Annotated in this window: 7 protein-coding genes; 2 read left to right on the top strand and 5 right to left on the bottom strand. The window is 67.2% G+C overall.

What is annotated here, in order from left to right; translation table 11 throughout:
- Nucleotide 1: 1 nt before the first annotated feature.
- Nucleotides 2–2518, bottom strand: a complete 2517-nt coding sequence (locus tag ACFTSF_RS02230; protein ID WP_380152079.1) for a right-handed parallel beta-helix repeat-containing protein — start codon at nucleotides 2516–2518, stop codon at nucleotides 2–4.
- A complete protein-coding gene (locus tag ACFTSF_RS02225; protein WP_380152078.1) occupies nucleotides 2515–15282 on the bottom strand; it encodes a hypothetical protein in 12768 nt (4255 codons plus the stop codon). Before ACFTSF_RS02225 ends, ACFTSF_RS02230 begins: the two co-directional genes overlap by 4 nt.
- A gap of 136 nt (nucleotides 15283–15418) precedes the next feature.
- On the opposite strand from ACFTSF_RS02225, the gene ACFTSF_RS02220 reads away from it, so the two are divergent.
- Both ACFTSF_RS02220 and ACFTSF_RS02215 read left to right on the top strand, forming a co-directional pair.
- Entirely contained in the window at nucleotides 15419–16315 is an 897-nt protein-coding gene (locus ACFTSF_RS02220; RefSeq protein ID WP_380152077.1) for a hypothetical protein, read from the top strand.
- Nucleotides 16316–16344: 29 nt separating this feature from the next.
- Nucleotides 16345–16653, top strand: a complete 309-nt coding sequence (locus ACFTSF_RS02215) for a hypothetical protein (protein ID WP_132409322.1) — start codon at nucleotides 16345–16347, stop codon at nucleotides 16651–16653.
- A gap of 799 nt (nucleotides 16654–17452) precedes the next feature.
- On the opposite strand, the gene ACFTSF_RS02210 is transcribed toward ACFTSF_RS02215, so the two are convergent.
- From ACFTSF_RS02210 to ACFTSF_RS02200, 3 genes are read right to left on the bottom strand one after another with little or no spacing between them, the layout of a single operon-like run.
- Nucleotides 17453–21949, bottom strand: a complete 4497-nt coding sequence (locus tag ACFTSF_RS02210) for an FtsK/SpoIIIE domain-containing protein (protein WP_380152076.1) — start codon at nucleotides 21947–21949, stop codon at nucleotides 17453–17455.
- Entirely contained in the window at nucleotides 21940–22986 is a 1047-nt protein-coding gene (locus ACFTSF_RS02205) for a hypothetical protein (RefSeq protein WP_380152075.1), read from the bottom strand. The genes ACFTSF_RS02210 and ACFTSF_RS02205 overlap by 10 nt, the downstream gene beginning before the upstream one ends.
- Nucleotides 22983–23450, bottom strand: a complete 468-nt coding sequence (locus ACFTSF_RS02200; protein ID WP_380153071.1) for a sigma-70 family RNA polymerase sigma factor — start codon at nucleotides 23448–23450, stop codon at nucleotides 22983–22985. The genes ACFTSF_RS02205 and ACFTSF_RS02200 overlap by 4 nt, the downstream gene beginning before the upstream one ends.
- Between the last annotated feature and the right edge of the window lie 303 nt (nucleotides 23451–23753).

Here is a 23753-nt window from a genome sequence, read left to right as displayed (position 1 = left end):
GTTAGAAAGTCTCCGGGAGATCAGGAACCTCGAGCGAGACCAGCTGTGCCGGCGTCGGCGTCGAGATCTCCGACATCCGGTGCGCCTGGCGCTCGGTCATCGCCTGGAAGATCTGCCGCGCCGACCGCCCGTTGCCGAAGCCCTCGCCGCGTGGCAGTTGCTCGAACAAGGTGCTCAACGCCGACCGCGCATCAACGGTCAGCTCGTACTGGTGACCGCGCGCCTGGTGCTCGACGATCGCGACCAACTCGGCCGCGGTGTAGTCCTCGAACTGCAGCGTCCGGGTGAACCGCGAGGACAGCCCCGGGTTCGAGCCGATGAAGCGAGACATGTCGTTGACGTACCCGGCCACGATGACGACCAGGTCGTTGCGGTGGTCCTCCATCAGCTTCACCAGCGTGGCGATCGCCTCAGCGCCGAAGTCGTTACCGATCCCGATCGGTGCCAGCGAGTAGGCCTCGTCGATGAACAGCACGCCGCCCAGCGCCTGCGTGACCGCGGCCTGCGTCTTCGGTCCGGTATGACCGACGTACTCGCCGACCAACGCCGTACGGTCGACCTCGACCAGGTGGCCCTTCCGCAGGAGGCCGAGTGCCTTCAGGATCCGCCCGTACAGCCGCGCGACCGTCGTCTTGCCGGTACCCGGGTTGCCCGCGAAGACCAGATGCCGGCTGAGCGGCGGTGCCGGCAGACCGGCCTCCTCGCGCATCCGAACCGTCTGCATCAGCTTCACCATCGACTGGACATCACGCTTCACCCGGTCCAGCCCGACCTGCTCCTCGAGCTCGGCCAGCACGTCCTCAAGCGTCTCGTCATCCGGCGGCATGCTCTCGTCGAGCGCCCCCGCCACATGAACCTCGGGAGCCTTCCCCGCGGTCGCCGCGACCGGTGTCTCGCGGATCATCGCAACGCCGTCAACAGTGCAGTCCTCAAAGACCGGTACGGCGCCGTCCTCCTGACCGACCGCCTCGGAACAGTCCCGAATCCGCAGGTGCTTAAACGTAGGAGCCGCCGTCTTCGCCAAGTGCAGTGCCGGGTACTTCGTCCCAACCACATCGCAGTCCGTGTAGGTCCCACCGGCCTTCTCGGCCACGTAGATCCCGTTCTTCGCCACCGTGCTCACGCGCAGCCCGTTCACCGTCGGAGTCGCCTCCGACCAGATCACCAGCCCGGACCCCGCGCAGTTCTCGATCGTGCTCGCGTCGATCGCCGCCGCCGCGCCCGTACCGACCACGATGCCGGCCGCCTTGGTCCCACTGACCCGCACCGCATCCAGCGTCGCCAACCCGGCACCCGCCAACTCAACACCCGTGCCGACAGTCCCGGTCACCGACGACGTCCGCACACTCGTCGCAGTCGTGGACTCCAACCGGATACCCGTCCCACCACCGACGATTCGACAGTCCTCGGCATCGGCAAGCCCAGCGTCCACAGCCGACAGCCCAGTCAGCCCGACGTCCTGGATCCCACATCGGATGAGCTCAACTCGCGCCGACGCCGTGACATGCACGCCGTGCTCGACACCCTCGCGGACCTGACAGTCGGTCAGCTTCACATTCGCCGTACCGGTCAAATGCACCGCGCTGTACGCCGGCCTGTCGAACCGCGTCGCGGTCACCGTCGCCGTCGCGGAATCCGAGACCAGCAAGCCATTCGCACCCGCGTCGGTCACCGCACAGTCGGTCGCAATCAGCTCCGCACTGTCCTGAGCGACCAGCCCACTGGCCCGCGCGTCGCGAACCCGGCAGTCGGTCAACTCACTCCGCGCCGACCCGGTCGCATGCACACCCGGCCCACCGGCCTTCTCGATCCGGATATCGCTCAGCGTCGCCGCCGAACCGTCCTCCAGCAGTACGCCGGCCATCCCCGTCTGCCGGATCGTCCCGTCGGTCGACACCAGCTTGCTGGTCCCGCGCAACCGGAACCCGTACCCCGACGTCTGGTTCAGCCGCAGCCGCGACGCATCCAGGTACGCCGGTCCGGACAGTACGACGCCGATCCCGTCGACCGTGTCGATCACGGAGTCTTCAATCTTGGCCTGGACCCGCCCGGACAAGTGGATCGCGGCCAACCGCCCTTGCTCCAGCCGAGAACCACGGATCATCAACGTAGTAACGCCGTACCCGGTCAGGTCTGATCCCTGTCCCGTGTTTTCGTTGCCACGAGCATGGATCCGTCCACCGGAAACCGTGCAGTCCTCGATCATCAATCCGGCACCACCGGCCACGCCGACCGCCGGCGCACCGGCATCGTCGGAAGGCGCCTTGATCGTCATCCCGCGCACCGTGCATTCGAGGCCCTCGGCAACGACCGTCGGCTCACCACCCGGTACGCCGGTCACCGTCACCTGCCCGCCACCGGGCTCGGCCACGACTGCGATCGAGCGGTCGAGGCGGAGCTGTTCGGCGTACTCGCCACCGGCCACCACGATCACGTCGCCGGGACCGGCGGCCCGCAGGGCGTCGCCGATCCGACGGAAACTTCCACGCCCCTTCGGGCCCACGTAGCGAGTGGTCACGGTGCTCCTTGAGCCGGTACGGAGGTGACGCCAGGCGGCAGGATGACGCCGCCGGAAGTGATCGTAGGCTGCGCGGCCGGGGGCGCCGGCGGTGGCGTCGGCGGGATGTGCGACCAGGGCGGGTCGATCGCGCCGCGGATCGCCGGCGTCAGCAGCGAGCCCATGCCCTTCTCCCAGAGCCGCAGCGGCATGTTCAGCGCCATCTCGCCGATGCCGCCCTTCTGGACGAACCGGCCAATCGAGTACTGACCGATGCCGGTCCGGAGCAGGCCGATGCTGTTCGCCGACACGAGGCTGGCCACGGCCGTGATGCCACCCTCGGCCACGGCCTGCCAGCCGTACACCTTGTGGCTCTTACCGTCCGAGCCCGGTACGCCGAAGATCGCGGCGTTCATCGCGCCGTTCACGAACGCGGTGAACGGCAGCAGCATCATGCCGAAGCCGTAGTCGAAGACGCCCGCCCGCCACTTCACCGCACCGGTGTTGGCGGCCCACTCCGCACCCCAGGTGGAGGTGTGGTTGATCGGCCGGTTCGTGATCAGCTTGCCGCCGTCGAGGTTGCTCATGTTCTGCTTCAGGTTCCGGAAGGCACCCAGCATCTTGGTGTCGGTCAGCGCCGCACCGGCCACGCCCTTGATCACCGTGCCGACCGCGGCGTTCATCAGGGCCTTGAGTGCGTCGTTCCCGGTGAACGGTTTGTTCTGCGCCTCGGCGACGATCCCGGCGATCATCAGCGCCGCCGCGTAGTCGAGCAGGAAGTCGAACGTCATCGTGATCGCGAGCTTCTGGGTCAGCAGCCGCGAGAACGGCGCGTAGTTCGCCTCCCGCAGTACGGCGCTCCCACCCGGCATCAGCGTCTTGTCGGCGATCGTCCACTCGGACTGCATCAGCCACGGCTGCCGCTGGACGTCGCCGACCCGCGTGTTCCAGCCGCGGAACTCGGTCATCTGCCCGCGGAAGTCGAACTCGTTGCCGGTCAGCCGCAACTGCCCGTCGCGGAACTCGAAGACCAGGCCGTTGTCGGACCGCTCACCGACCACCCGGCCGGTGTTGTCGTACAGCTTCCACTGGCCGTGGATCTTGTCGGTCTCAAGGTAGTTGTTCCCCGACAGCGTCCGCTCCCGGACGACCTTGTCGAGGTCGAACTCCTTCCACTGCCGGAAGTCCGTGTGCCCGTTGCCGTCCATCGTGTACTCGCGGACGCGGGCCGGGCGGCCGTCGCCGATGTGGGTCGGCGTCTCGCGGACGACCTGTGCCGGGGTTCCCGGAGTCCCCGGTGTGCTGTCGCGGAAGTGGCTGGAGCCGGTCGTCCAGTTGTTCCCCCAGGTCCCGTCGGCCTGCAGCCAGGTGCGGTTGAGTTGCGCGGTCCCGACCACCTCGGCACCAGCCTTGTCGAACTCCTTGACCACCCACTGGCCGCCGTCGTTCCACGACTCGATGAAGCGCCGCTCGTCGAGCATCCGGCGATCGCGCACCAGGTTGCCGGCATTGTCGAAGTCCCGGAACGAGTTGTCGAAGCTGATGCTCTCGTCGCGCGATCCCTTGAAGTGGAACCGATCGCCTTCACGACCAGCGATCTGTACGCCGTTCTGGTCCAGCTCATGCCACCGCCAGCTCGACGAGTCCGCGTTGCCGGTGGCAACGACGTACCGGTTCTGGCCGGGAAGCGCCGGGTCGGGGACACGGTGCGACATCCCGACAAGGTTGCCGTGGGCATCGCGGTTCACCCAGATGTGCGCGTTGCCCGGCTCCGGGTACTCGCGCACGATGCCGCCCGGCTGGCTCTCGCGGAACATCCGCCAGCCCTGGCCGTCGACCTCGGCGAAGTCCTGCCAGGTGTTGCCGTTGTTCACCCGCCAGCCGTTCACGTCACCGTTCGTCCACGGTACGTCGGTCTGCGCGTGCGGGTAGGCGTTAGCGGGCGGAGTCGCGTGGTCGCCGACCTTGAGGTCGGTACCGTCGTGCAGCTTCCCCTTCGACCGGACGAACGCGCCGTTCATGTCGACATCGACGATCGCCTCGTCAGCACCGACGTACCGGACGCCGCGGCCGCCTGTGCTGGTCTCCCAGCGGAAGATCTGGAAGCGGTTGTCGGTGGCGATGTGCGCGACGCTGCCGGTGGTCGGCGGGTTGTCGAGGAAGTTCTTCCGGATCCAGATCGGCGGCCGCTGGTCGCCCTGCCGGACTGCGGACAGCAGCGTCCCGTCGGGCAGCAGCTCGCCTTTCCCGACCGGCTTCAGCTGCGGTGAGAGGAGTTCGAACGACCCGTCTCGGGTCGGATGCGCCGCACCAGGCTCGAGCGTGAATTCCTTGTACTGCCGGGCGGTGTCGGGCCCATGCCAGGTGCCGAACTTCTGCTGCGCGACCCGGCCGACCTCGTTGCCGCCCTCCATCACGCGGACCGTGTCGGTCCATCCCTCGCCGATCCGCTCGAACGTACGGTTGCCCTGGGCAACATGAACGAAGTCGGCCTGGTACCGGTGCCAGGTCCAGTTGTCGCCGTTCCGGATCGCCAGCACGTGGCCGGTGATCTTCTCCTCGGCCTTGGCCAGCGGACCCATCTGATCGGCGATCGGGTTGTCGTACTTCTGCAGGCCCTGCTGGTAATCGCGGACCGTCCGCCAGTTGTGGTCGATGTCCTGCCACGCGTTGCCGGCGGTCGCGTGATGCCGCTTACCCCAGTTCGTCAGGGTGCCATTGCCGTCGTACGTCGCCCACGTCGTCCGCCGGTTGAACGAACCGAACCCGAGTGTGTCGGTCTTCCGGAAGCTGTCCAGGATCTCGCCACCCGGCAACCACCGCCGTTCGAAGACCTCGACCTCCTTGGCGGTCGAACTCTGCAACCGGATCCGGCCGTTGTCCAGGCCGACGATGTCGACCTTGCCCTTCTGGAACCCGAGGTCGCCGACCGTGCCGTTGTCGCGGACCCGCTGCCAGGTGTTGTCGGACCGGTTGACGACGTACTTGAACTCGGTCGGCTGGTTGTCCCGGACCACCCGGAAACCCTGCTCAGTGACTGCCCCGTCCCGGTTGAACACGTGGTGTTCGCCGTTCCGCGGCCGGCCCGGCAGGTTGAGCTCGATGCGGATGTTGCCGGCGTTGTCGATCGTCGGCGGGTGATGCGGCGTCGGCATCGCCGTACCGGCGTTGTCGGTCCAGTGCACGACACCGTTGTTGTCCCGCGTGATCCGGCTGCCGCCGAGCGCCACGCCGTTCCCCGGCAGGTCGGTGACCTCGCGAACCAACCCACCTTGCAGGTCGAAGACATCATGACCGTTGGTCCGCGCGACATGGATCTCGGTGCCGTTGATCACGGCGTTCCGGCCTGGGACCACAGCCAAGGTGTTGTCCAGCCAACGTGCGCCGCCTCCGCCGATCTCCAGCCACGCGGTCTCGCCCGGCAGCTGGATCTGACGCCCAAAGGCCTGGAACGCACCATCCGCGCCAAACTGATCGAACCGCGCGTTGTCGACGACCCGGTAGCCGCCCTGCACATGCGTGACCGTCGCGGTGTCGCCGTTCGGACCGCGCAGGACTAGGCCGTTGTTGACGTCATGTACGACGACCCGCTGGGTGCCAGCGAGGGGCACATGCCGCTCGAGGTAGCCCCCGGCATTGTCGAAGTGCCGGCTGACCCCGTTCGCCTCAACGATGTGGAAGGTGTTCGTACCGTCCTGCGACAGGTGCACCACGCCCGGCCGCGGAGCCACGGCGTCGTCGACGAACCGGGCCCCACCGTCCGGCGTGCGATACAGATACGTGTTGCTACCCGTGTACGGCGGGTCCTGCACCCGAATGCCGTGCGCCCGGCCGAGCCCGTCGTCGCCGAACCAGCGCACGGTCTGCGTCGAGTCGTCGAACATCCGGAACTGCCCGTTCCCCAGCAACTCCACCCGGTGATGCACAACCGGCGTACCGTGCACGTCGACCGCCCGCAGCCCGCCAGCGCCATCGGCCTCGGTGAACACCGATCCGCGCGGATACATGTTGTCGGCCAGCGCCCAACCACCACCGTGGAGGGCGCCATCCGCGCCGTACCGGTAGGTCTCGCCCCGCGGCCCGAGCACGCGGAAGCCGCCGTCGTTCGTGTTGAACACACTGAAGAGCGGACCGTCCGTCCCCGCCACATGCGGATGACCCTGAACCGGCCGGACAACCCACCGATCACCGAACTGTCCGTTCAGCTGTAGCCGGTCGGCGATCTGTACGCCGTCCGCGCCGTACCGCTGGGTCTGTCCGTTCGGGCCGATCACGCGGAAGCCGTCGTCGCCGAAGTCGTGGACGGCGAACTGGTTCGCCTGCGGACCGGTGACATGCGGCTGACCACCGTGCGGCAGGACCACCTGGTGACCGTTGAACGCACCGCCGAGCGGGTGCTGCTGCACCTGCGGCATGCGCATCATGTTGACGACGACCGGCTCCTGCGCCCATGCGCCCGGCTGCGGCAACCGCATGAACAGATCGCTGTCGTGCAAGACGTTTCCACGCAACTGCGCGGCCAGATCGGTGAGGTCAGTGCCCTTCCACGGCCCCTTGCTGAAGGCGGTCTCGCCACCCTCGATCTTGACCGAGACCGCGCCGCCGTCCTTGCTGATCAGGACATCCAGCTTGTCGCCGTACCCCGGCTTGCTCAGCGTGTGTGTGGTGAGGTTGCCGTCGGCACTCTTCGTCGTCGTCACGGTGACATCACCGAAGCCGTCCCAGCGGTTCACCGAACCGTTGTCGAAGGCACGCACGAAGTCGTCGTACGCCGTGTCCAGGTTCATCCCCGGCCACTTCTCGTTCAGCAGGTCGGCGATCCTGCCCGACGGGATCTGCTCGGCCTTGACCGGGATGATCCGCATCCCGTCCTCGATCCGGTCCGGCCCGGTCCGGGTCAGCGTGGTCGGCGCGAGCGTGACCTCCCATTGACTCTGGTTCCAGGCCTTGGCCGCGTCGTCACCGGCCTGGTAACCCGGCGGGTAGGCCATCGAAAGCTTGCCATGCCCCGCCGGTACGTCGATCTCGAACACGAACCGGTTGCTTGCAGCACCGTTCTTGGCCCACTCCTCCTGGAAGCCGATGTGGTTCGAGGTCGAACTCGGCAGCCGGTCCACGAACTCGTTGGCCTGCGCGGCATGCGGGTCCATCGACACCCCGCGGTACAAGGTCATCCGGTCGTCCGGCCCCTTGAACAGCAGGTCGCGGGTGACGTTGTTGAAGTCGTTCACCTTGGCGGCCAGCGTGCCGTCGGCCAGCGCGGACGGCTTCACGAAACCCTCGTAGCCGCGCTTGGACGTGAACGAACCGCCCATCACGTCCTTCATCAGGTTCTCGACAGCCTTGTTGTCCACCGCTGCGGACAGGTGCGTCCGCGACGAGTCGACCTGCGACGTCCAGCGCGCCAGACCGTCCGGGTCGTTGACGAGGTGCGGCGGCGGGGTCGCCGGCCCGAGGTTTCGGGTCACCGTCTGGACCGGGCCGATGAAGTTGCCGTCTCGCGTGTAGTGCAGTGGGCCGGTCGGCGTCGCGACGAACAGGTCGTCGCCCGACAGGTGCCGCGGCCAGACCCCGGCATCTCCGAGCGAGCCGTCGAGCTGACCCGCCATACCGCGCAGGTTCACGACCTCGCCGGCCAGCGGCCCGTCGGTCAGCGTCATGGTCCGGCCGATCAGGTTCGGGCGGCCTCCGAAGCCCAGCCGGAACGTCCAGGTGTCCCCCGCAACCTGCGCACCACCTGCACCGGCGCGGGTGACTACGACCTCGCGGCCGTTCACCACGCCATGGAAGACTCCAGCCTGGTTGCCCGCGAAGCTGACGACACCGTTCTCGACCTGGAACGAGACGTTGCCACCCGGTACGTCGAACAACTTGCCGGCGCCGTCGCCGCGCGGCCGCTTGTTCGTCGCCTGGACATCGGCCTGGACGTCGTCGAAGTCCATCGAGTGCTTGCGCTTGAACGCCGCGCGACCGCTGTCGAAGTCGGCCTTCGCGGAGTCGAGGTCCATCTTGACCTGCTGACCGACCGAGACATCCGTGGAGTGCCCGTCCAGCCGATCGCCGTGCAGGTTGAAGTTGAGATCGGCCTCGTGCACGTTGTGCTGCGACTGGCGGAGCCGGGAGAAGTCCTCCATCCGGACGTCGACCATCGCATCGGTGTCGCCGGCCCGCTTGAAGACGTTGGTCTTCGCGGCCAGATCGGCATCCCACTGCGGGTGGAACGTCTCCGCGCCCTTGCCCTTCGAGCTCCAGGCCGCCGGCTTCGACATCGACACGAACAGATCGTTGTCATGCAGCGTCCCGGCCTTGAGGTCGGTCGCGATACTCGCGAACTCCTCGCGGCTCCAGGTCTGGTTGAACGCCGGCCGTCCGTCCGCGGTCGCGGTCACCCGGACCGAGTCCGCGTCCACGTTGCGGGTGACGGTGATCTTCAGGTCGTTGCCCGGGAACCCGGCCTTGCTGACAGTGACCTCGTGGATCAGGTTGTCGGTGGTCTTCGAGGTCGCGGTGACCCCGTCCATCCCCGGGAACTTCTGCACCGACGCCGTACCGAATGACTTGGTGAAATCGTCGAACGCATCCGCCGAGTCGAGCCCACCCCAGCGCTCGTTGAGGTAGTGGCTGATCTGGTCGTCGTTCATCTGCTTGGCCCGGACCGGGATGACGGTCAGGCCGTCACGCTCGAAGATGGGCTCGCTGGTCCGCTCCAGGATCGTCGGGGACAGCGTCACCTCGAACTGACCCTGGTTCTTCGGCGCCGCCTCGCCGACACCCCGGGCGTAGTCGTCCGGGTAGGCCATCGCGAGCTTGCCGTGCGTCTCCGGTACGTCGATCTTGAACACGACCCGCTTGCTCAGATCGGTGTCCTTGGCCCATTGCGGCTGGAACTTCCACTCGCTCGACGTCGACACCGGCAGTCGCTCGATGAAGGTGTCCGCCTGCGCAGCGGCCTTGTCCATCGCGACACCGCGATAGACCGTGGTCCGGCCGATCTTGCCGTCGACCATCAACGAGTTCGCGATCGTGTTGAACTCCAGGACCTTCTCCTCGAGGTCCCCGTTGCGGAACGCCGAGTCGATGTAACCGCCGTACCCACGCTTGGAGGTGAAGGCTGCCTGCGAGATCGAGTCCATCATCTTGCCGACATCGTCGAGGTCGCGGGCCGCGGTCAGGTGCGTGCGGGAGATCTCCGCCTGGGCGGTCCAGCGGGCGAGGTCGTCGCCGATCAGGTTCTCCGGCGGGTTCACCGGCGGCAGGTGGTCGGTCCGGGTCGCGCCGATCCCGACGAAGTCGCCTTCTCGGGTGTACCTCGCCGGTCCTTGCGTTGACGGGACGCGGAACTCACCCGACAAGTACTGGACCGGGACGTTGCCGCCGGCATCGTCGTACAGGTGTGACTGCCCTGGCAGGCCGCCCTCGATCTCGGCGCCGATGCGTCTGCCCTCGAACGGTCCGCCGCTCAGCGTGAACTCGTCGCGGTTCAGGAACGGCATCTGGGTACGCCGGTTGATCGAGTACTCGAGCTGGCGCATCACGGTGCCGTCGAAGGAGGTCTCGGTGACCTTCAGCACCGGGCCGTCGAAGGAACCGGTGAACGCGTTCGCGTTCGGGCCGGTAAAGGTGACGACACCGTCGTCCACCTTGAAGTAGGCGTTACCGTTCGGGATCTCCGCGGGGCGCGGTTGGGTGCCTCCGGCAACGAGGCGCGGGCGGCCCCGGAGCGAGTCGACGAGCAGTTCGTCGAGCTGGTGCTGGACGCTCTCGACGTTCATGCCCGGGTACTTCGACTCGAACATCTCCTTGACCTTGACGAACTCACCCTGCGCGTTCTGCAGGTCCACGCGAGCCAGGTCGCCGAGCGAAGGTCCGGACGACGGGCCCTCGATGCGGTTGCCGTTGATGGTGAAGTTGTCCAGGGCCTTGCCGAGGTCGTTCTGCGCCTTCTGGACCGCGGTGAAGTCGTTGGCCTTCTGTACGACGAGGTTGTCCGCGTCACCCGGTGAGCGGAACACGTTCGTGCGGGCCAGGCTGTCGGCGTCCCAGGCGTCGGACAACTGCTGGCCGGTCGGTCGCGACTTGGTCCACTCGGCCGGCTTGGCGAGGTTCGTGAACTGCTCGTTGTTGTGCAGCACGTTGCCGCGCAGATCCGTGGCCAGGTTGCGGAAATCGGTCCCCGACCAGGTGTCGTTGAAGACCGTCTTGCCGTCGGTCACCATCGTGACGCGGACCGAGTCGGCCTGCTCGTTGCGCATCACCGTAATGGTGAGCTCGTCCTTGAACCCCGGCCGCTGCACGTGGATCGTGTGCATCAGGTTGTCGGTGCTCGTCGTCGACCGGGTGATCGCGTCGTCGAAACCCTCGAAGTTGCGCAGGTTCGTCTGGTTGAAGGACTTCGCGAAGTCGTCGAACGCAGTCGCGGAGTCGAGGCCCCTCCACTGCTCGGTGATCAGCGAATCGAGCCGGCCGGCCGGGATCTGCTCGGCCTTGACCGAGATGATCCGCATCCCGTTCTCGAAGCGATCCGGCTTGCCGGTTCGGACCAGGGTCGTTGGCGCGAGGGTGAACTCGGACTGGTCCTGGTTCCAGGCCCGCGCCTCGCCACCGCCGGGGGTGTAGTGGTCGGGGTACGACATCGCGAGCTTGCCGTGACTCGGCGGTACGTCGATCTCGAACACCGCGCGGTTGGACAGTACGCCGTTCTTCGCCCACTCGTCCTGGAACTTCATCGACGTGGACGTCGAGATCGGCAGTCGCTCGGTGAAGCTGTTGGCGCCGACCGCATGCGGGTCCATCGAGACACCGCGATAGACGGTGATGTTGTCGGCCGGGCCCTTGAACAACAGGTCGTCGGTGATCGTGTTGAACGCTCGCGCCTTGGCGACCAGGGTGTTGTCGGCCAGTGCGGTCGGGTTGACGTAACCGCCGTACCCGCGTTTGGAGGTGAAGGAGCCGCCCATGACGTCCTTCATCAGCTTCTCGACACCCTTGTCCGCCGCGGCCACGGTCAGGTGGGTGCGGGACAGGTCGACCTGCGACTCCCAGCGCGCGAGGGCCGCTGGGTCGTCGAGGAGGTGCGGCGGCGGGACGGGCTTCGGGAGGTGGCCGGCCTCGTTCGGGCCGGCGCCGGTGAAGGCGCCGTTCCGGTCGTAGGTGAGCGGGCCGTGCGGCGAGCCGACCACGATCGTGTCGTCGGTGACCTTGACCGGGAAGGTCTTGCCGTCGCTGGTCAGCAAGCCGCGGTCGAACTGGCCGAGCTTGCCTTCCAGCGCGACCGGCTGACCGTTGAAGTGGCCGCCGTTCAGCGGGAAGGATTCACCGACGAGGTTGGCGCGGTTACCGAAGCCGAGGTTGTACGTCCAGGAGTGGCCGGTCGAGTCCTGGGTGATCTTCAGCGTGGTGCCGGCGACCTCGGAGCTGTAGCCGTCGCCGTACAGGGTGATCTTCTTGCCGTCGGCAACATCGAACTTGACGCCGGTGTTGCCGGGCAGGTCGAAGGTCTGCGTGCGACCGCCGCCGAGGAGGCGCGGTCGTTCGTTCAGCGACTGCCGGGTGATGTCGTCCAGTTGCTGCGTGAGTCCGTCGGCGTTGAGGTGGTGCTTGTCCTGGAACGCAGCCTTGGCGTTGTCGAGGTCCCGCTGCGCACCATGCAGGTCGAGATGCACCTGCTCGCCGACCGACGGTCCGGACGACGGCCCATCCGCCCGCTGTCCATGGATCTCGACGTTGTCGTTCGCGATGTCGAAGTTCTTCTGCGCATTCTGAACCGACCGGAAGTCGTCCATCTTCTGCGTGACCGCGAGGTCGGTGTCGCCGGCCTTGTGGAACACACCGGCCTTGGCGGCCAGGTCGTTCTGCCAGTGCGCGGTGACGTTCTGCCCCTCGAGCTTGCCGGTCGCACTGTAGTTCCAGGAAGCCCCATCCTTGCCAAGCACCTGTACGCCGCCGGTGTCGAGCGCCCGAACCTTCAACCCGTCCGGCACCAGCTTCCCGTCCAACCCAGTCACCTGGAAGTTGCCGTCGGCCCCCTTCACCAGAATCTGGTCAGTAGGACGCAGTACGCCGTCAGTCTTCGTCAGCCGAATCCCCTGATCGATGACCAGGCCATCACTACCGAACCGCGTAGTCGCCCCAGTCGACGTGTCGGTGAACCGAACATGCCCACCGCTAAGCACATCGAGCCGCCCGTTCGCCCCACCCCCATGCAGGTTGAACTGAGTCATCCCGCCCTCGAACCGCTCCACCTTGATCACCGCCCCCGGATGATCCGGCAACCCGCTGAGCGGAATCTCCGACTTCCCAGGCGAGAACGAATGCCCACCACCCGGCGTACCGACATTGCCCGGCGCCGCGACGTGCCCGGGCCCACCCACGCCGGGGGTCGCGACATGTCCTGGCCCGCCCACTCCCGGCGTGCCACTCACTCCCGGGGCTCCGATATGCCCCGGCCCTCCCACCCCGGGGGTGCTTCCTACTCCTGGCGCCCCCACATGGCCGGGGGTGGTTGGGACGAGCGAGGTCTGGAGTGGGACGTCGGTGCGGGTGAGGTTCACCGGCTGGACGTGGGCTGTTGCCGGCGGGGAGGCGAGGTTTTGGGTGCCGGCCAGGCCGGGGTTGTCTACCTTGACGGGTGCGCCTGGGGTGCCGACTTTGAGGTCTCCACCGTGCAACAAGTTGAGGGCGCTGTTCACGCGGTCGACGGTCGGTGGGGCGACCGACGTCAGGTTGCTGTTCGTGGCTCCTGGCGAGTGCAGGATCTCGTCGATCGACGTGCGGATGTGCGCAGCCTGGAAACCTTGTCCGGCCCCATCACCAATCGTCGTAGCGAAGTTCGGGGAGACAGTTGGGGTGTTGTTGCGAATACCGGAGTTGACCAGGTCGCCGATGCCACTCGACTGCGGCGACGACACATGCAACGAACTGACGTTCACATTCGGCTGAGCGACACTCGCGTTCCCGGTCAAATGACCGAACGTCCCAGTGCCTTGCGTACCGTGCGCCACCCCGTTCGTCGGCAACGCGGGCAGCGCGACGTGGTTCGCGTTCGGCATCCCCTGGACGAGTCCCTCGATGCCGTTCACCCCGTTCACCGACGGCGTACCAGCATGCATAGCCGGGATGTTCGTCGACAAATTGCCGACGCCACCGACGGACGGCGTACCGGCGTGCATCGCGGGGATGTTCGTGGACACACTGCCGACGTTCCCCATCGACGGCGTACCGACGTGCAGGGACGAGACGTTGGTCGACACGTTGCCGACGTTCGACGTGACCGGGATGTGCAGGCCGCTGGACGTCGTCACCGTCGGCGGGTTCACCACGCTGACACCGACGTTGGTCGGCGGAGTGGTGTTCATCGGCGTCAGGTGGATCTCGTCGATCGCGGTGAACGCCTTGCCGGCCCCGAACCCGGAGTCGGTGGCGAGACCGAAGTTGTTGATGTGTACGGCGGGAACCAGCTTCGGCGGTTCCATCGCCTGGTTGAAGAAGGTCTTCAGATTGTCGACGAATCCCAGGTTGCCGGTCGGGATCGGCGCCGCGCTGATCCCGCGACCGATCGCCGCCATCGTCGGCATCCCGAACACGTTCTGCGCGAACACCCCACGCCCAACCACGCCAACCTTCAGCGCCTGCGTGAACGACGCCCAGTTGCTCATCCCCAACGCCTGGAACGCGCGGATGTCGTCAGCCGCAACCGGCAGGAAGATCCGGGTCCACTGCAGATTCCCGAAGTGCGCCGAGATGAACTTCCCAGTCCCGGTCCACAGCGCGCCGATCCCCTTACCGATCGCCCCAATCCCCTTGCCAACCGCCGACAGCCCCGCCGAGAACGTCAGCGACAGCTTGTTGAACGCATTCAGCGAGATGGTCCCGAAGTTGTTCACGAAGCTGGCCGCGTTGACCGGGAAGTTCCGGAGGTTCTTCACCACGAACAGCCCGGTCTCGCGGATCGTCAGGTTGACCAGACTGCCCAGCCCTCGCAGACCGGTCAGCCCCGACATCAGGAAGTTCTTGCTGAAGATGTTCCGGAAGGTGTTCGCGATCCCCTTCACACCCGCGGCGATACCGCTGGCCACGCCCTTGATGATGCTGAAGATCGGCAGCGCCTTGGTGGTCGGCGCGATCAGGCCCAGCCCGGCCAGGAACAGGTCGAGGAAGCTGGCATCACCCTTGGCGACGTCGACGATCGTCTTGATGAACAGCGCCAGGTTCACCCCGAGCGCGATCAACGCGATCGGCCCGCCGAAGATCAGCGCCGGGATGATCAGGATGATCGCCAGCCACTTGAACGCTTCCCAGAACGCCTCGCACTCGGAGATCGGCAGCTGGATGTTGGAGACACCGTTGATCCGGCCGGCATACCCACCGGCGGCACTCGACTGGTCCCGTCCGGCTTGCTCGGCAACACCCTTCTGGCGATCCCGCTCGGGGTCGTCCTCGGCCAGGCCACGACCCGCCGCGAGCGCGGCATCCGCCGTACGCTGATAGCCCTCGACCGCGGTCCGCCACTCGCGCAGGGCGGTGGCGGCGGTCTCGAAGGCGTTCGCCACGTCCTCGACGTGGCCGCGCAACCGGCCGTCGACCTTGCCGCGCAGGGCATCCGCGGTAGCGCCGACGAAGACACTGTCGTCGTTCTTGTTCATCACCGAGTCGACCGCGGTCATGATCTCGCGGGCCTTGCCGCCGACCTTCTGCAGTACGTCGGCCAGCTGACCGATGGTCTCCGGCTCCCCGGGAGTGGGGTCCCCGCCCAGCCCGATCGCGTCCCAGTCGCCCGGCCGTGGCATTCAACCCCTCCTCACGCTCGTGCTGTGCCTCCGTACAGACCACGCACGAGCGGGCTGATGAGTTCATTCAGGATCTGAATGAACCTGCAGGCCTACTCCAGCGTGGTCAGTACGAAGCGAGAAGTCAGGAGGGGTCGTGCCGGACAAACTCAAGATGAACTACAACCTGCTCAACGATGCCAAGAAGGACCTCGAGGACCTGGCGGGCAACATCAAGCCGACGCTGAACGACAGCCTGTTCAGCACGCTGGCCGGGCAGGACAGTTCGAGCATCCTCGGCAGCAGCGAGATCGACACCGCGATCACCGCGCTGCACACGAACGCCCAGGGCACGATGACCAAGGCCGAGGACGGCCTGAAGAAGCTGGCCGGTTCGTTCGGCTCGGTCGGCGAGGCGTTCCTCCAGTTCGACGCCGAGATCGCCCAGGGCATGAACGTCACCAACAGCAACCTGGCGCTGTCGAACTACTACCGGGACAAGTCGCAGTGGGACTACTACCAGGCCCACAAGAGCGAGTGCGAGAACCTCCCGGCCGGCCAGAAGAAGCCCGACTTCTGCAGCGCCACCAACCCCGGTGACCACCCGCCGCTCGACCAGACCATCACCACCGACCGCGGCAACATCCAGACGCATCTGACCCTGGACGACAAGGGCAATGTGATCAAGGAAGAAACCACGGTCACGTACGACGGTAAGACGTACCACTCGGTGACGACGTACAGCGACGACAAGCACACGATGATCACCGACAGCGACTACCCCGACGGGTCGAAGGTCCACGACGAGACCAAGATCAACACCGACGGGAGCAGTACGTCGACCGCGACCAGCACGGACGCCGACGGCAAGAAGGACACCACCGTGACGAACCTCGGCGGTGACGGCAGTGGCACCAAGACCACCACCAAGTCCGACGGCACCGTGACCGAGTACACCCGCGGCCCGGACAACGAGGACGGCACCTCGGCCGACTGGGTCGAGAAGCCCAAACCGGTCGAGGACGACCCGCTCTACTACGCACCGATCTTCTAGCACGCCCACCCCCGAAAGGACCACCAGCAATGGCGTACGACGGCATCAACCTCGACTACGGCAAGATCGTCGATGTCACCAACCTGATGAAGAACGCCCACGACCAGATCGTCCCGCTGGTGGAGAACCTGCGGACCCGGGTCAACACACTCGTCGACGACGGCATGGTGTTCAAGCAGTCCAGCGAGGTCATTCGCAACACCTACAACAACTTCGACACCAGCCTGAAGGCCGCGGTCAAGGGCATCGAGGACTTCCGCGAGATGTTCAACAGCATCAAGAAGAACGCCGAAGACTTCGACCAGGGCATCAGCAACTCCCTCAACCAGGCCAAGTAACCCCCACACCCCCAAGGGGCTCCCGGCACCCACCGCCCGGAGCCCCTTTTCCCTGCGCCACCTTACCCCCGTACGACGTTGGGCACGGATCAACCATCTGCGCGATCGGAAGGTGGTTGACGGGTGCTCAAGGTGCGCTGGTCGGGTCGACGTTGAGCACGGTTCGACCGTTTCGGCGGGTGCCGGATGGTTGGTGGGTGCTCAAGGTGATCGCCGGCCCGCGATCTCGGGTCCGCGGGGGTGTCTGGCGCGTTGGTCGGAGCATTTTCGGCGCGTGGACCCGAAAATCCTCCGACTAACGCAAGACTCGAGCATCACGCACCTCAGCCACAGCCCGTCAGCCCCAAACGACGCGCAGCCCCGGTCGCCGGCCTCGCCAACCAGCCCAGCCACCCGCGCGGCGCACCCTCTTGCTTTGTCGGCCGCCTTTGGTGGTCGAGTCGGGGTGCAGGCGCGAAAGGACTCGGCCGGGGACGTTCACTGTGGCTGATCGCCGCCTCCGGCCGACCAAAAAGAAAGCGTGGCTGGGCGCCGCGGTGGCTGAGGTGGACGGCGAGGCCCGGTGACCGCGGCTCCCCGTCGCCTGGGGTTGCCGGGCTGCGGTTGCCGTGCAGGAAAGAGGGCCGGCGAGGCCGGGTGATCGCGGCTGCAGGTTGCTTGGGGTTGGCGGGCTGTGGTTGGCGTGCGGGAAAGGGGACTGCGGTAGCTGGACCACCTTGTGGCTCAGCAAACTGCGCCGCGCACAACGTCGTACCAACTGGACAAGACCGAAGCCGGCGGCGGCTGGGGCGGGGCGGGGTTATTGGGGGCGGAGGACGGTTAGGGGGACTTGGATGGTGAGGGGTTGGGAGGCGGGGCCGGTGGTCCAGCCTCGGCCTAGGCGGGGGGTGGCTCGGGTGATGTTGGAGCCGACGCGGACGCCGATGAGTTCGCCGTCGCTCATGGAACGGGCCTCGAGCAACAATCCGCGGCGGGCTCGGCGGGCGGCGGAGGACCAGCCGCTGAGGCCGGACTGGAAGCCGTCGGTGGTGGCGGCGAAGATCAGGCCGATGCCTTGGTCGCGGCCGGAGACGACGATGTCCTTCAGGATCTTGTCGGCGGCGGCGGTCATCAGCAGGTCGGCGTCGTCGATCACGACGACCTTCTGACCGGGCAGCCCTTCGAGGGCGGCGCGTAGGACGTCCTCGGCGGGGTCGGACTGCATCAGCACGACCTGCGGGTGTCGTTGAAGCATCCGCAGTGGCGACTCGCGTGGGGTGATGACGATCAGCGAGGTCCCCGCGGCGAGCAGGGAAACCGCCAGACACGACAGCGCATTGCTGCGGCCCGAGCCCGGTGAACCAAGGACGGCGTACGACGAACTGACGCCGCCCAGGTCGACGCCGATCGCACCGCCCTCATCGCCGCCGAGGCCGATCAGACCCCACTGCGGTCGCCGGTCGGCCGCGTCGACCTTCTCGTACGCCTCGGCGAACTCGACCGACGTCGGCAACTCGGCGATCGTGAACGGCCGCCGCGCGTCCGCGACCTTGAAGTCGCGCTTCTTCGCCTCAGCCGCGATCGACCGGATCGCCTCCACCTGAGCCGACCCACCACCCTCAGCCAGTACGGCGACCTGTGTCTCCGTGCCGGTCAACACGTGCCAGCCGCGCCCCGGCCCGATCATCGCCGGTACCTTCGCCAGCCGCAGACCGGCCGCCTGATAATCGGTCCGATCGGCCTGCCGGAGCAAGAGTTTGTGGTCGTTGTGCGACGAGAGCCGGCCACCGAGCAGCGACCGCTCCGACGTGGCGATCAGGTGGATCCCCAGACCACCACCTTCGCGGAGGAGGCGCAGTACCTCACCGAAGAGGTTGCCGCCGTCGTGGTCGTCGAGCATCGTCGACAACGCATCCCAACCGTCGATGAGAACCATGATGTGCGCCGGCCGCTTCGCCTTCGGCAGCGCCTTGCGCAGCTCGTTCAGCCCGGTCGCGTTGTGCTGGCCGGCCAACTCCTGGCGCTCAGTCAGCTCCTGATTCAGTCGGCGCAACAACCGGGTCAGCCGCTCCATATCGTGCCGCGAAACGACCGCCCCACAGTGCGGCAGCGTCTCGAGCGGAGCAAGCGCACCACCAGCCGCGTCGATGCCGTAGATGTGCACATCCGCAACGCTCAGGGTCTTCGCCGCCGAGGCCGCCATCGTCCGCAGCACCTGCGTACGCCCGGACCGCGGCGCACCGATCACATACAGATGACCAAAGCTGTCGAAGTCGATCCCCGCAACCCGCTGCTGCTGCAGCGCCGGGATGTCCTCCAGCGCATACGGCACGAACATCTCGGTCTCGCTGGTATCCGGCAGATCCTCCAGCAACAGCTGGGCACCCAAAGCGGGCTGCCACGGCTTCGGCTGTACGGCGAAGTCCGGCAACTCGGCCGCCGCATCCCGCACCGCCTCGACCAGCACATGCAGATCGGTCAGCGGAACCGTCGGAGCAGCCTCCTCGACCTCCGCCTCATCGTCCCGCTCGATCGGTCGCCCAAGCGATTCCCACGGCAGCTCAGTCACCGAAACGCCAGCCGGATCGACCGGCCCGGTGGGCTCCACGCCCTCCTTGCGCTCCCCGCCGACCCATGCAGTCTGGAACAGATCCGCAAGTCGCGGCCCGCGGCGAATCAGCGCCCGGCCCGGAATCCCCGTGCTGATCGAGGCCGCCTCGTTCACGTCGACGACGTCCTGGCTCTCGGACTGGTCGGTGACGCGCAGCGCGATCCGCAGGTTGGTGTTCGCCCGGATGTCACCGGTCACCACACCAGCCGGTCGCTGCGTGGCCAGGATCAGGTGGATCCCGAGCGATCGACCGCGCTGCGCGAGGCTGATCAGGCCCGGGACGAAGTCGGGGATCTCGGCAACCATCGCAGCGAACTCGTCGATCACCAGCAGCAGTCGTGGCAACCGCGCGATCGACGGATCGGCGGCCCGCTTCATCTGGTAGTCGATCAAGTCCTTGGCGTCGGCCGCGGCCAGGATCCGCTCCCGGCGGCGCAGCTCGGCGTCCAGCGACACCAGCACCCGCTCGACCAGGTGCGAGTCGAGGTCAGTGACCATGCCGAGCGTGTGCGGCAACCCCGCGCATTCCTTGAACGCACTGCCGCCCTTGTAGTCGACCAGGACGAACGTCAGCTCATCCGGCCGGTTCGCAACCGCGAGCGACGCGACCATCGTCTGCAACAACTCGGACTTGCCGGATCCCGTCGTACCGGCGATCAGGCCGTGCGGTCCGTCGGCCACCAGGTCGACCGAGAACCGGCCGTCAAAGTCGGTGCCCAGGATGAACGACGTACTGGCCGGGCGACGGCGCCAGCGCTCGACGATCGGCGCGGCCGACGGCGGTTCGAGCTCCAACTCGTCGAGCAGCTTGACCAGCTTCGGCAGGCCCGCGTCGTGGTCCGGGCTGATGTCGCGCACCGCCGCGAGCGCCCGCGCGATCTGCTCGCACCACTGCGGCGTGACCAGGTCGGCGCGGACGTCCTCCTGATCGGGGATCCCCGGCCGGCGGATCGTCAGTGTCTCTTCCTCGGCCGCGATCACCGCGCCGCACTCCTCCGGCAGCAGCCGCTCGTCGCGGTCCAGGCAGACCGAGTACACGCCGACCGCCGGCCCCTCGGTCAGCACCTGGATGAACCCCGGTACGTCGCGCAACCGGCGCGAGCCGTCGGCGATCACCACGATCTCGGTCTCGGGCAGGCGGTTCTGCGCCGACTGTCCTTCGGCCGCGGTCCGGCGGTGCCGGCCCTGGACCTGCGCGACCAGCTCACTGATCCGCGCGTACGTCGTCGATTCGTCGTTCGCGATGAGCACGGCCGCTGCGGCCTTGTCCGGTTGCAACTGCGGCAACCAGCGCACCCAGTTCCATTCGTCGACGGTCTCTTCATCAGCCAGTACGACGATCTTCAGCGCCTGCGGCGAATGCAGTACGGCGGCCTGGATCGCCAGCCAGCGCGCAACCCCACGGATCGTGGCTTCGGGGCCGGCGATCCCCAGCACACCGTGCTGACGCATCGGCAACGCGATCGGTGCGTCGGGGATCGTCCAGCGGATCGTCCGGTGGTTCTCCTCGCGGCCCTGGTCGTCGACCTCTTTCAGCGACGCCTGGTCAGCAGTACCAAGCCGAAGCAGCAGATAGTCCGGATCGGTACGGCGACGCTCCCACAACCGGCTGCCCGGTCGAGTCGCGAGCTGCGCGATCCGGACCGGGTCGGGCGCGGTCAGGTTGCGGATCAACCGCTCCCGCGTGACCGCGGCCTCGATCTCCTCCTCGAGAGCCGCCATCCGGGCGAAGTACCGGCGCCGGGCTTCGATGTGATCAGCGCGGTTGGTCTTCCGGGCGCTGAAGAAGTTCATGCCCATCATCATTGGGCTGAGCATCGTGAAGACGAGGAAGTAGTACGAGTTGAACAGCCCGACCATCACGAGGCCGAGCACCACCGGGGCCATCACGACCGGCCACGGGAACGGCCGCTTCTGCGGCGGTGCCGGCGGCGTTGGCAGCCGGATCTTCTCGTCGTCCAGGTGCGGTGCCAGTCGCGGCGGCCGGTTGTAGTCCAAGGTGTAGCCGTCGTCGGCCAGCCGAACCGCGGCCTGCGGCTCGAGCGCGCCACTGCACCGCAGCAGCACCGTGCCGGCCGCGAGATCCTCGTCCGGTTGCCACGCACGCACCTCGCCGACGGCGGCGTGGCCGGGATCGACCACCCGCTGCGACTTGGCCGGATCACCGGCGTGCTCGTCGTCCTCGACCCGGATCGCCGTGGTCGCGGCGTCGTCCTCCGGCGGCCCGATCTGCCGGCTCGCCACCGCTCCGGTCAGGTCGTCGGTGCGATGCCAGAACGCCTCACCGGCCGGCCCGACGGTCACCCACAGACCACCCTGCGGTACGTCGTTCCCGGTCAACTGGATCGTGCAGAGCGGATCCGCACCGATTTCATGGCTGCCCGGTCCGACCCGCCAGACCCGACCCGCCTCCGGACCGGAGACCGCGTGCAACTCGACCACGACCGGCGCCGGACCGGTCGGGCGACCCTGCAGCAGATCCGGTACGTCGATCGGCCCGCCAAGCCCGAGGACACCACCGGTCCGAACGCCGGAACCGGCCAGCGGGGCCGTCGGGTCAAGCAGTCTGCGTCCGAGAAAGAGCGGCGTACCGGGTTTGCCGAGTCCCTCGGCCAACCCGGCGACCGACAGGCCACGTGGGACGCGGACGATTCGATCGGAGCGCTCACCGGAGCGGGCTTCGACGGTGGTGAGGTTCAGCTCCATGAGGCAGCCTTCCGAGCGGGCTCGCCAGCGGTGGCCGAGACTCCGATCGGGCCCTCCGGCAGGCTCAGGTCGTCGAGATCATCGAGCGGCTCGTTCGCCAGCGCGGCGGTCTCGGTCCCGAAGTCGTGCGGTGGCAGTCGACGGATCGAGCGCGCGACAGCCCTTGCCAACGGCAACGGATCGATCCGGAGCCACTCGGCCGCGCCATGCAGTCGCAGAGTCTGGTCGGGCAGCGCTTCGACCAACCGGCAGCTGCCGCGCGCCGGGCCGAGACTGAGCAGTCGGCGACCGGCCGGGAGCGGCCCTTGGAGCGGTTCGGCACCGACCACGAACCAGGCACCGAGCCGGATCAACGCCTCGGCGAGCGGCAGACCGTCATGACGCGAATGGATGCCGTCGGCAACTTCGATCGCCCCGACCGGCAGCCGGACGTCGAGCTGGGCGGCGATCGCCTGGACGACCGGGCGGGCGATCCGATCCACGCCGTACACGGACAGAGTGCGTGGTCCGGACAGGACGTCGATCATCAGTACGGCGCTGCCGCTGCTGTCGGTGCCGAGGCAAACCAGCAGCGGCGTCTCGGTCAGACGGGCGGTCGGCTCCGGCAGGCTGTCGCGGTCGATCCACCACAACCGCGGGTCCTGGTCGTCGTGCTGCCACGGCGCGGGCAGGTCGACATCCGCCTCCGGGCCGGCGACCAGTACGCCGACTCGCTTGCGGGTGATTGCGACGGCGTACGGCGCCGTTCCGGGAACAAGGTTGGCCGCGGCAACAATCACCTGCTCCGCCGCATCCCAGGCGGTCTGGTCCCGCAGTACCTGCGTCAGCAGGCTGAGCCGACGGCGGTAGCGACGGCGGGCTGCGATCGGTTCGGTGAACGCGTGGACGGTCCGGCGGGTCTCGCGCGAGATCCAGCGCCCCAACCGCTTCCAGCCACCCAGCTTCCGGACCAGCAGGTTGACCAGAATGATGACGAGCAGCGCCACCCCGACGTACCCGAGGAAGGCGCGCACGCCACTGCTACCGAACCCTGTCATGCAGCAGCTCCGGCCCAATCTCCGCGGCTGAGCTCGGCGCGGATCTGCCGAACAGCGTTGTGGGCCCTTGATTTCACCGTCCCGAGCGGGACGCCGAGCACGGCCGCGACCTCTTCGCCGGGATGCCCGAGCAGGTGGATCCGGGCCACGACCTCGCGGTGCGCGGGCGACAACCGGCGCAGCACCTCGACCAGCACCCGGCGGTCGATCACCTGCTGTACCTCGTCGGGCTGGCGGTCGGTCTCGAAATCCGGAGCGTCCAATCCGACCGGTACGGCGCGGCCGTCGCGGCGGTGCAGGTCGATGACCAGGTTGCGGGCGACCCGGAACAACCACATCCGGACCGGACGGTCGTGCCACTCGATCCGCTCGGCCAGTTGCCAGGCTCGTAACAAGGTTTCCTGAACCACGTCCTCGACCGCATGACTGTCACGGCCCAGGATGCTCGTCACATACCTGCGCAGGCTGTCTCGTTCGGCCAGACACAGGTCGATGACGATGGTCCGGCGCGCGCACTCGTCGATGATGGATCTCCCTCGTGGCGGCTTCGGTGGAGGACCCCCAGATCAGTCGCCAAAGTAGACTGAGAACGCTCTCATCGCAACAACTCTGCGTAAACAGCTCGCAACAAAGAGGTCTCATGCGACGACCGGTCGGTTCTGCGCGGTGACCGGTATCACAGACTCGCCAGCGTTTGACGGGACGGCTCTGGTGGGGTGATCCTGCCGGGTGACAGTGCCCGAAAACCCTTGTGGGTATGAGCTCTG

Source organism: Kribbella sp. NPDC056951, assembly GCF_042674205.1.
Classification (GTDB): domain Bacteria; phylum Actinomycetota; class Actinomycetes; order Propionibacteriales; family Kribbellaceae; genus Kribbella; species Kribbella yunnanensis.
Note: the sequence above shows the minus strand (reverse complement) of the source record. Positions and strands in the feature narration are given on the sequence as shown.

Bases quoted from the DNA above. Each gene is read 5' to 3' on its own strand.
- ACFTSF_RS02225 (WP_380152078.1), bottom strand. From the start codon at position 15,282: ATGCCACGGCCGGGCGACTGGGACGCGATCGGGCTGGGCGGGGACCCC.
- ACFTSF_RS02215 (WP_132409322.1), top strand. From the start codon at position 16,345: ATGGCGTACGACGGCATCAACCTCGACTACGGCAAGATCGTCGATGTC.
- ACFTSF_RS02210 (WP_380152076.1), bottom strand. From the start codon at position 21,949: ATGGAGCTGAACCTCACCACCGTCGAAGCCCGCTCCGGTGAGCGCTCC.
- ACFTSF_RS02205 (WP_380152075.1), bottom strand. From the start codon at position 22,986: ATGACAGGGTTCGGTAGCAGTGGCGTGCGCGCCTTCCTCGGGTACGTC.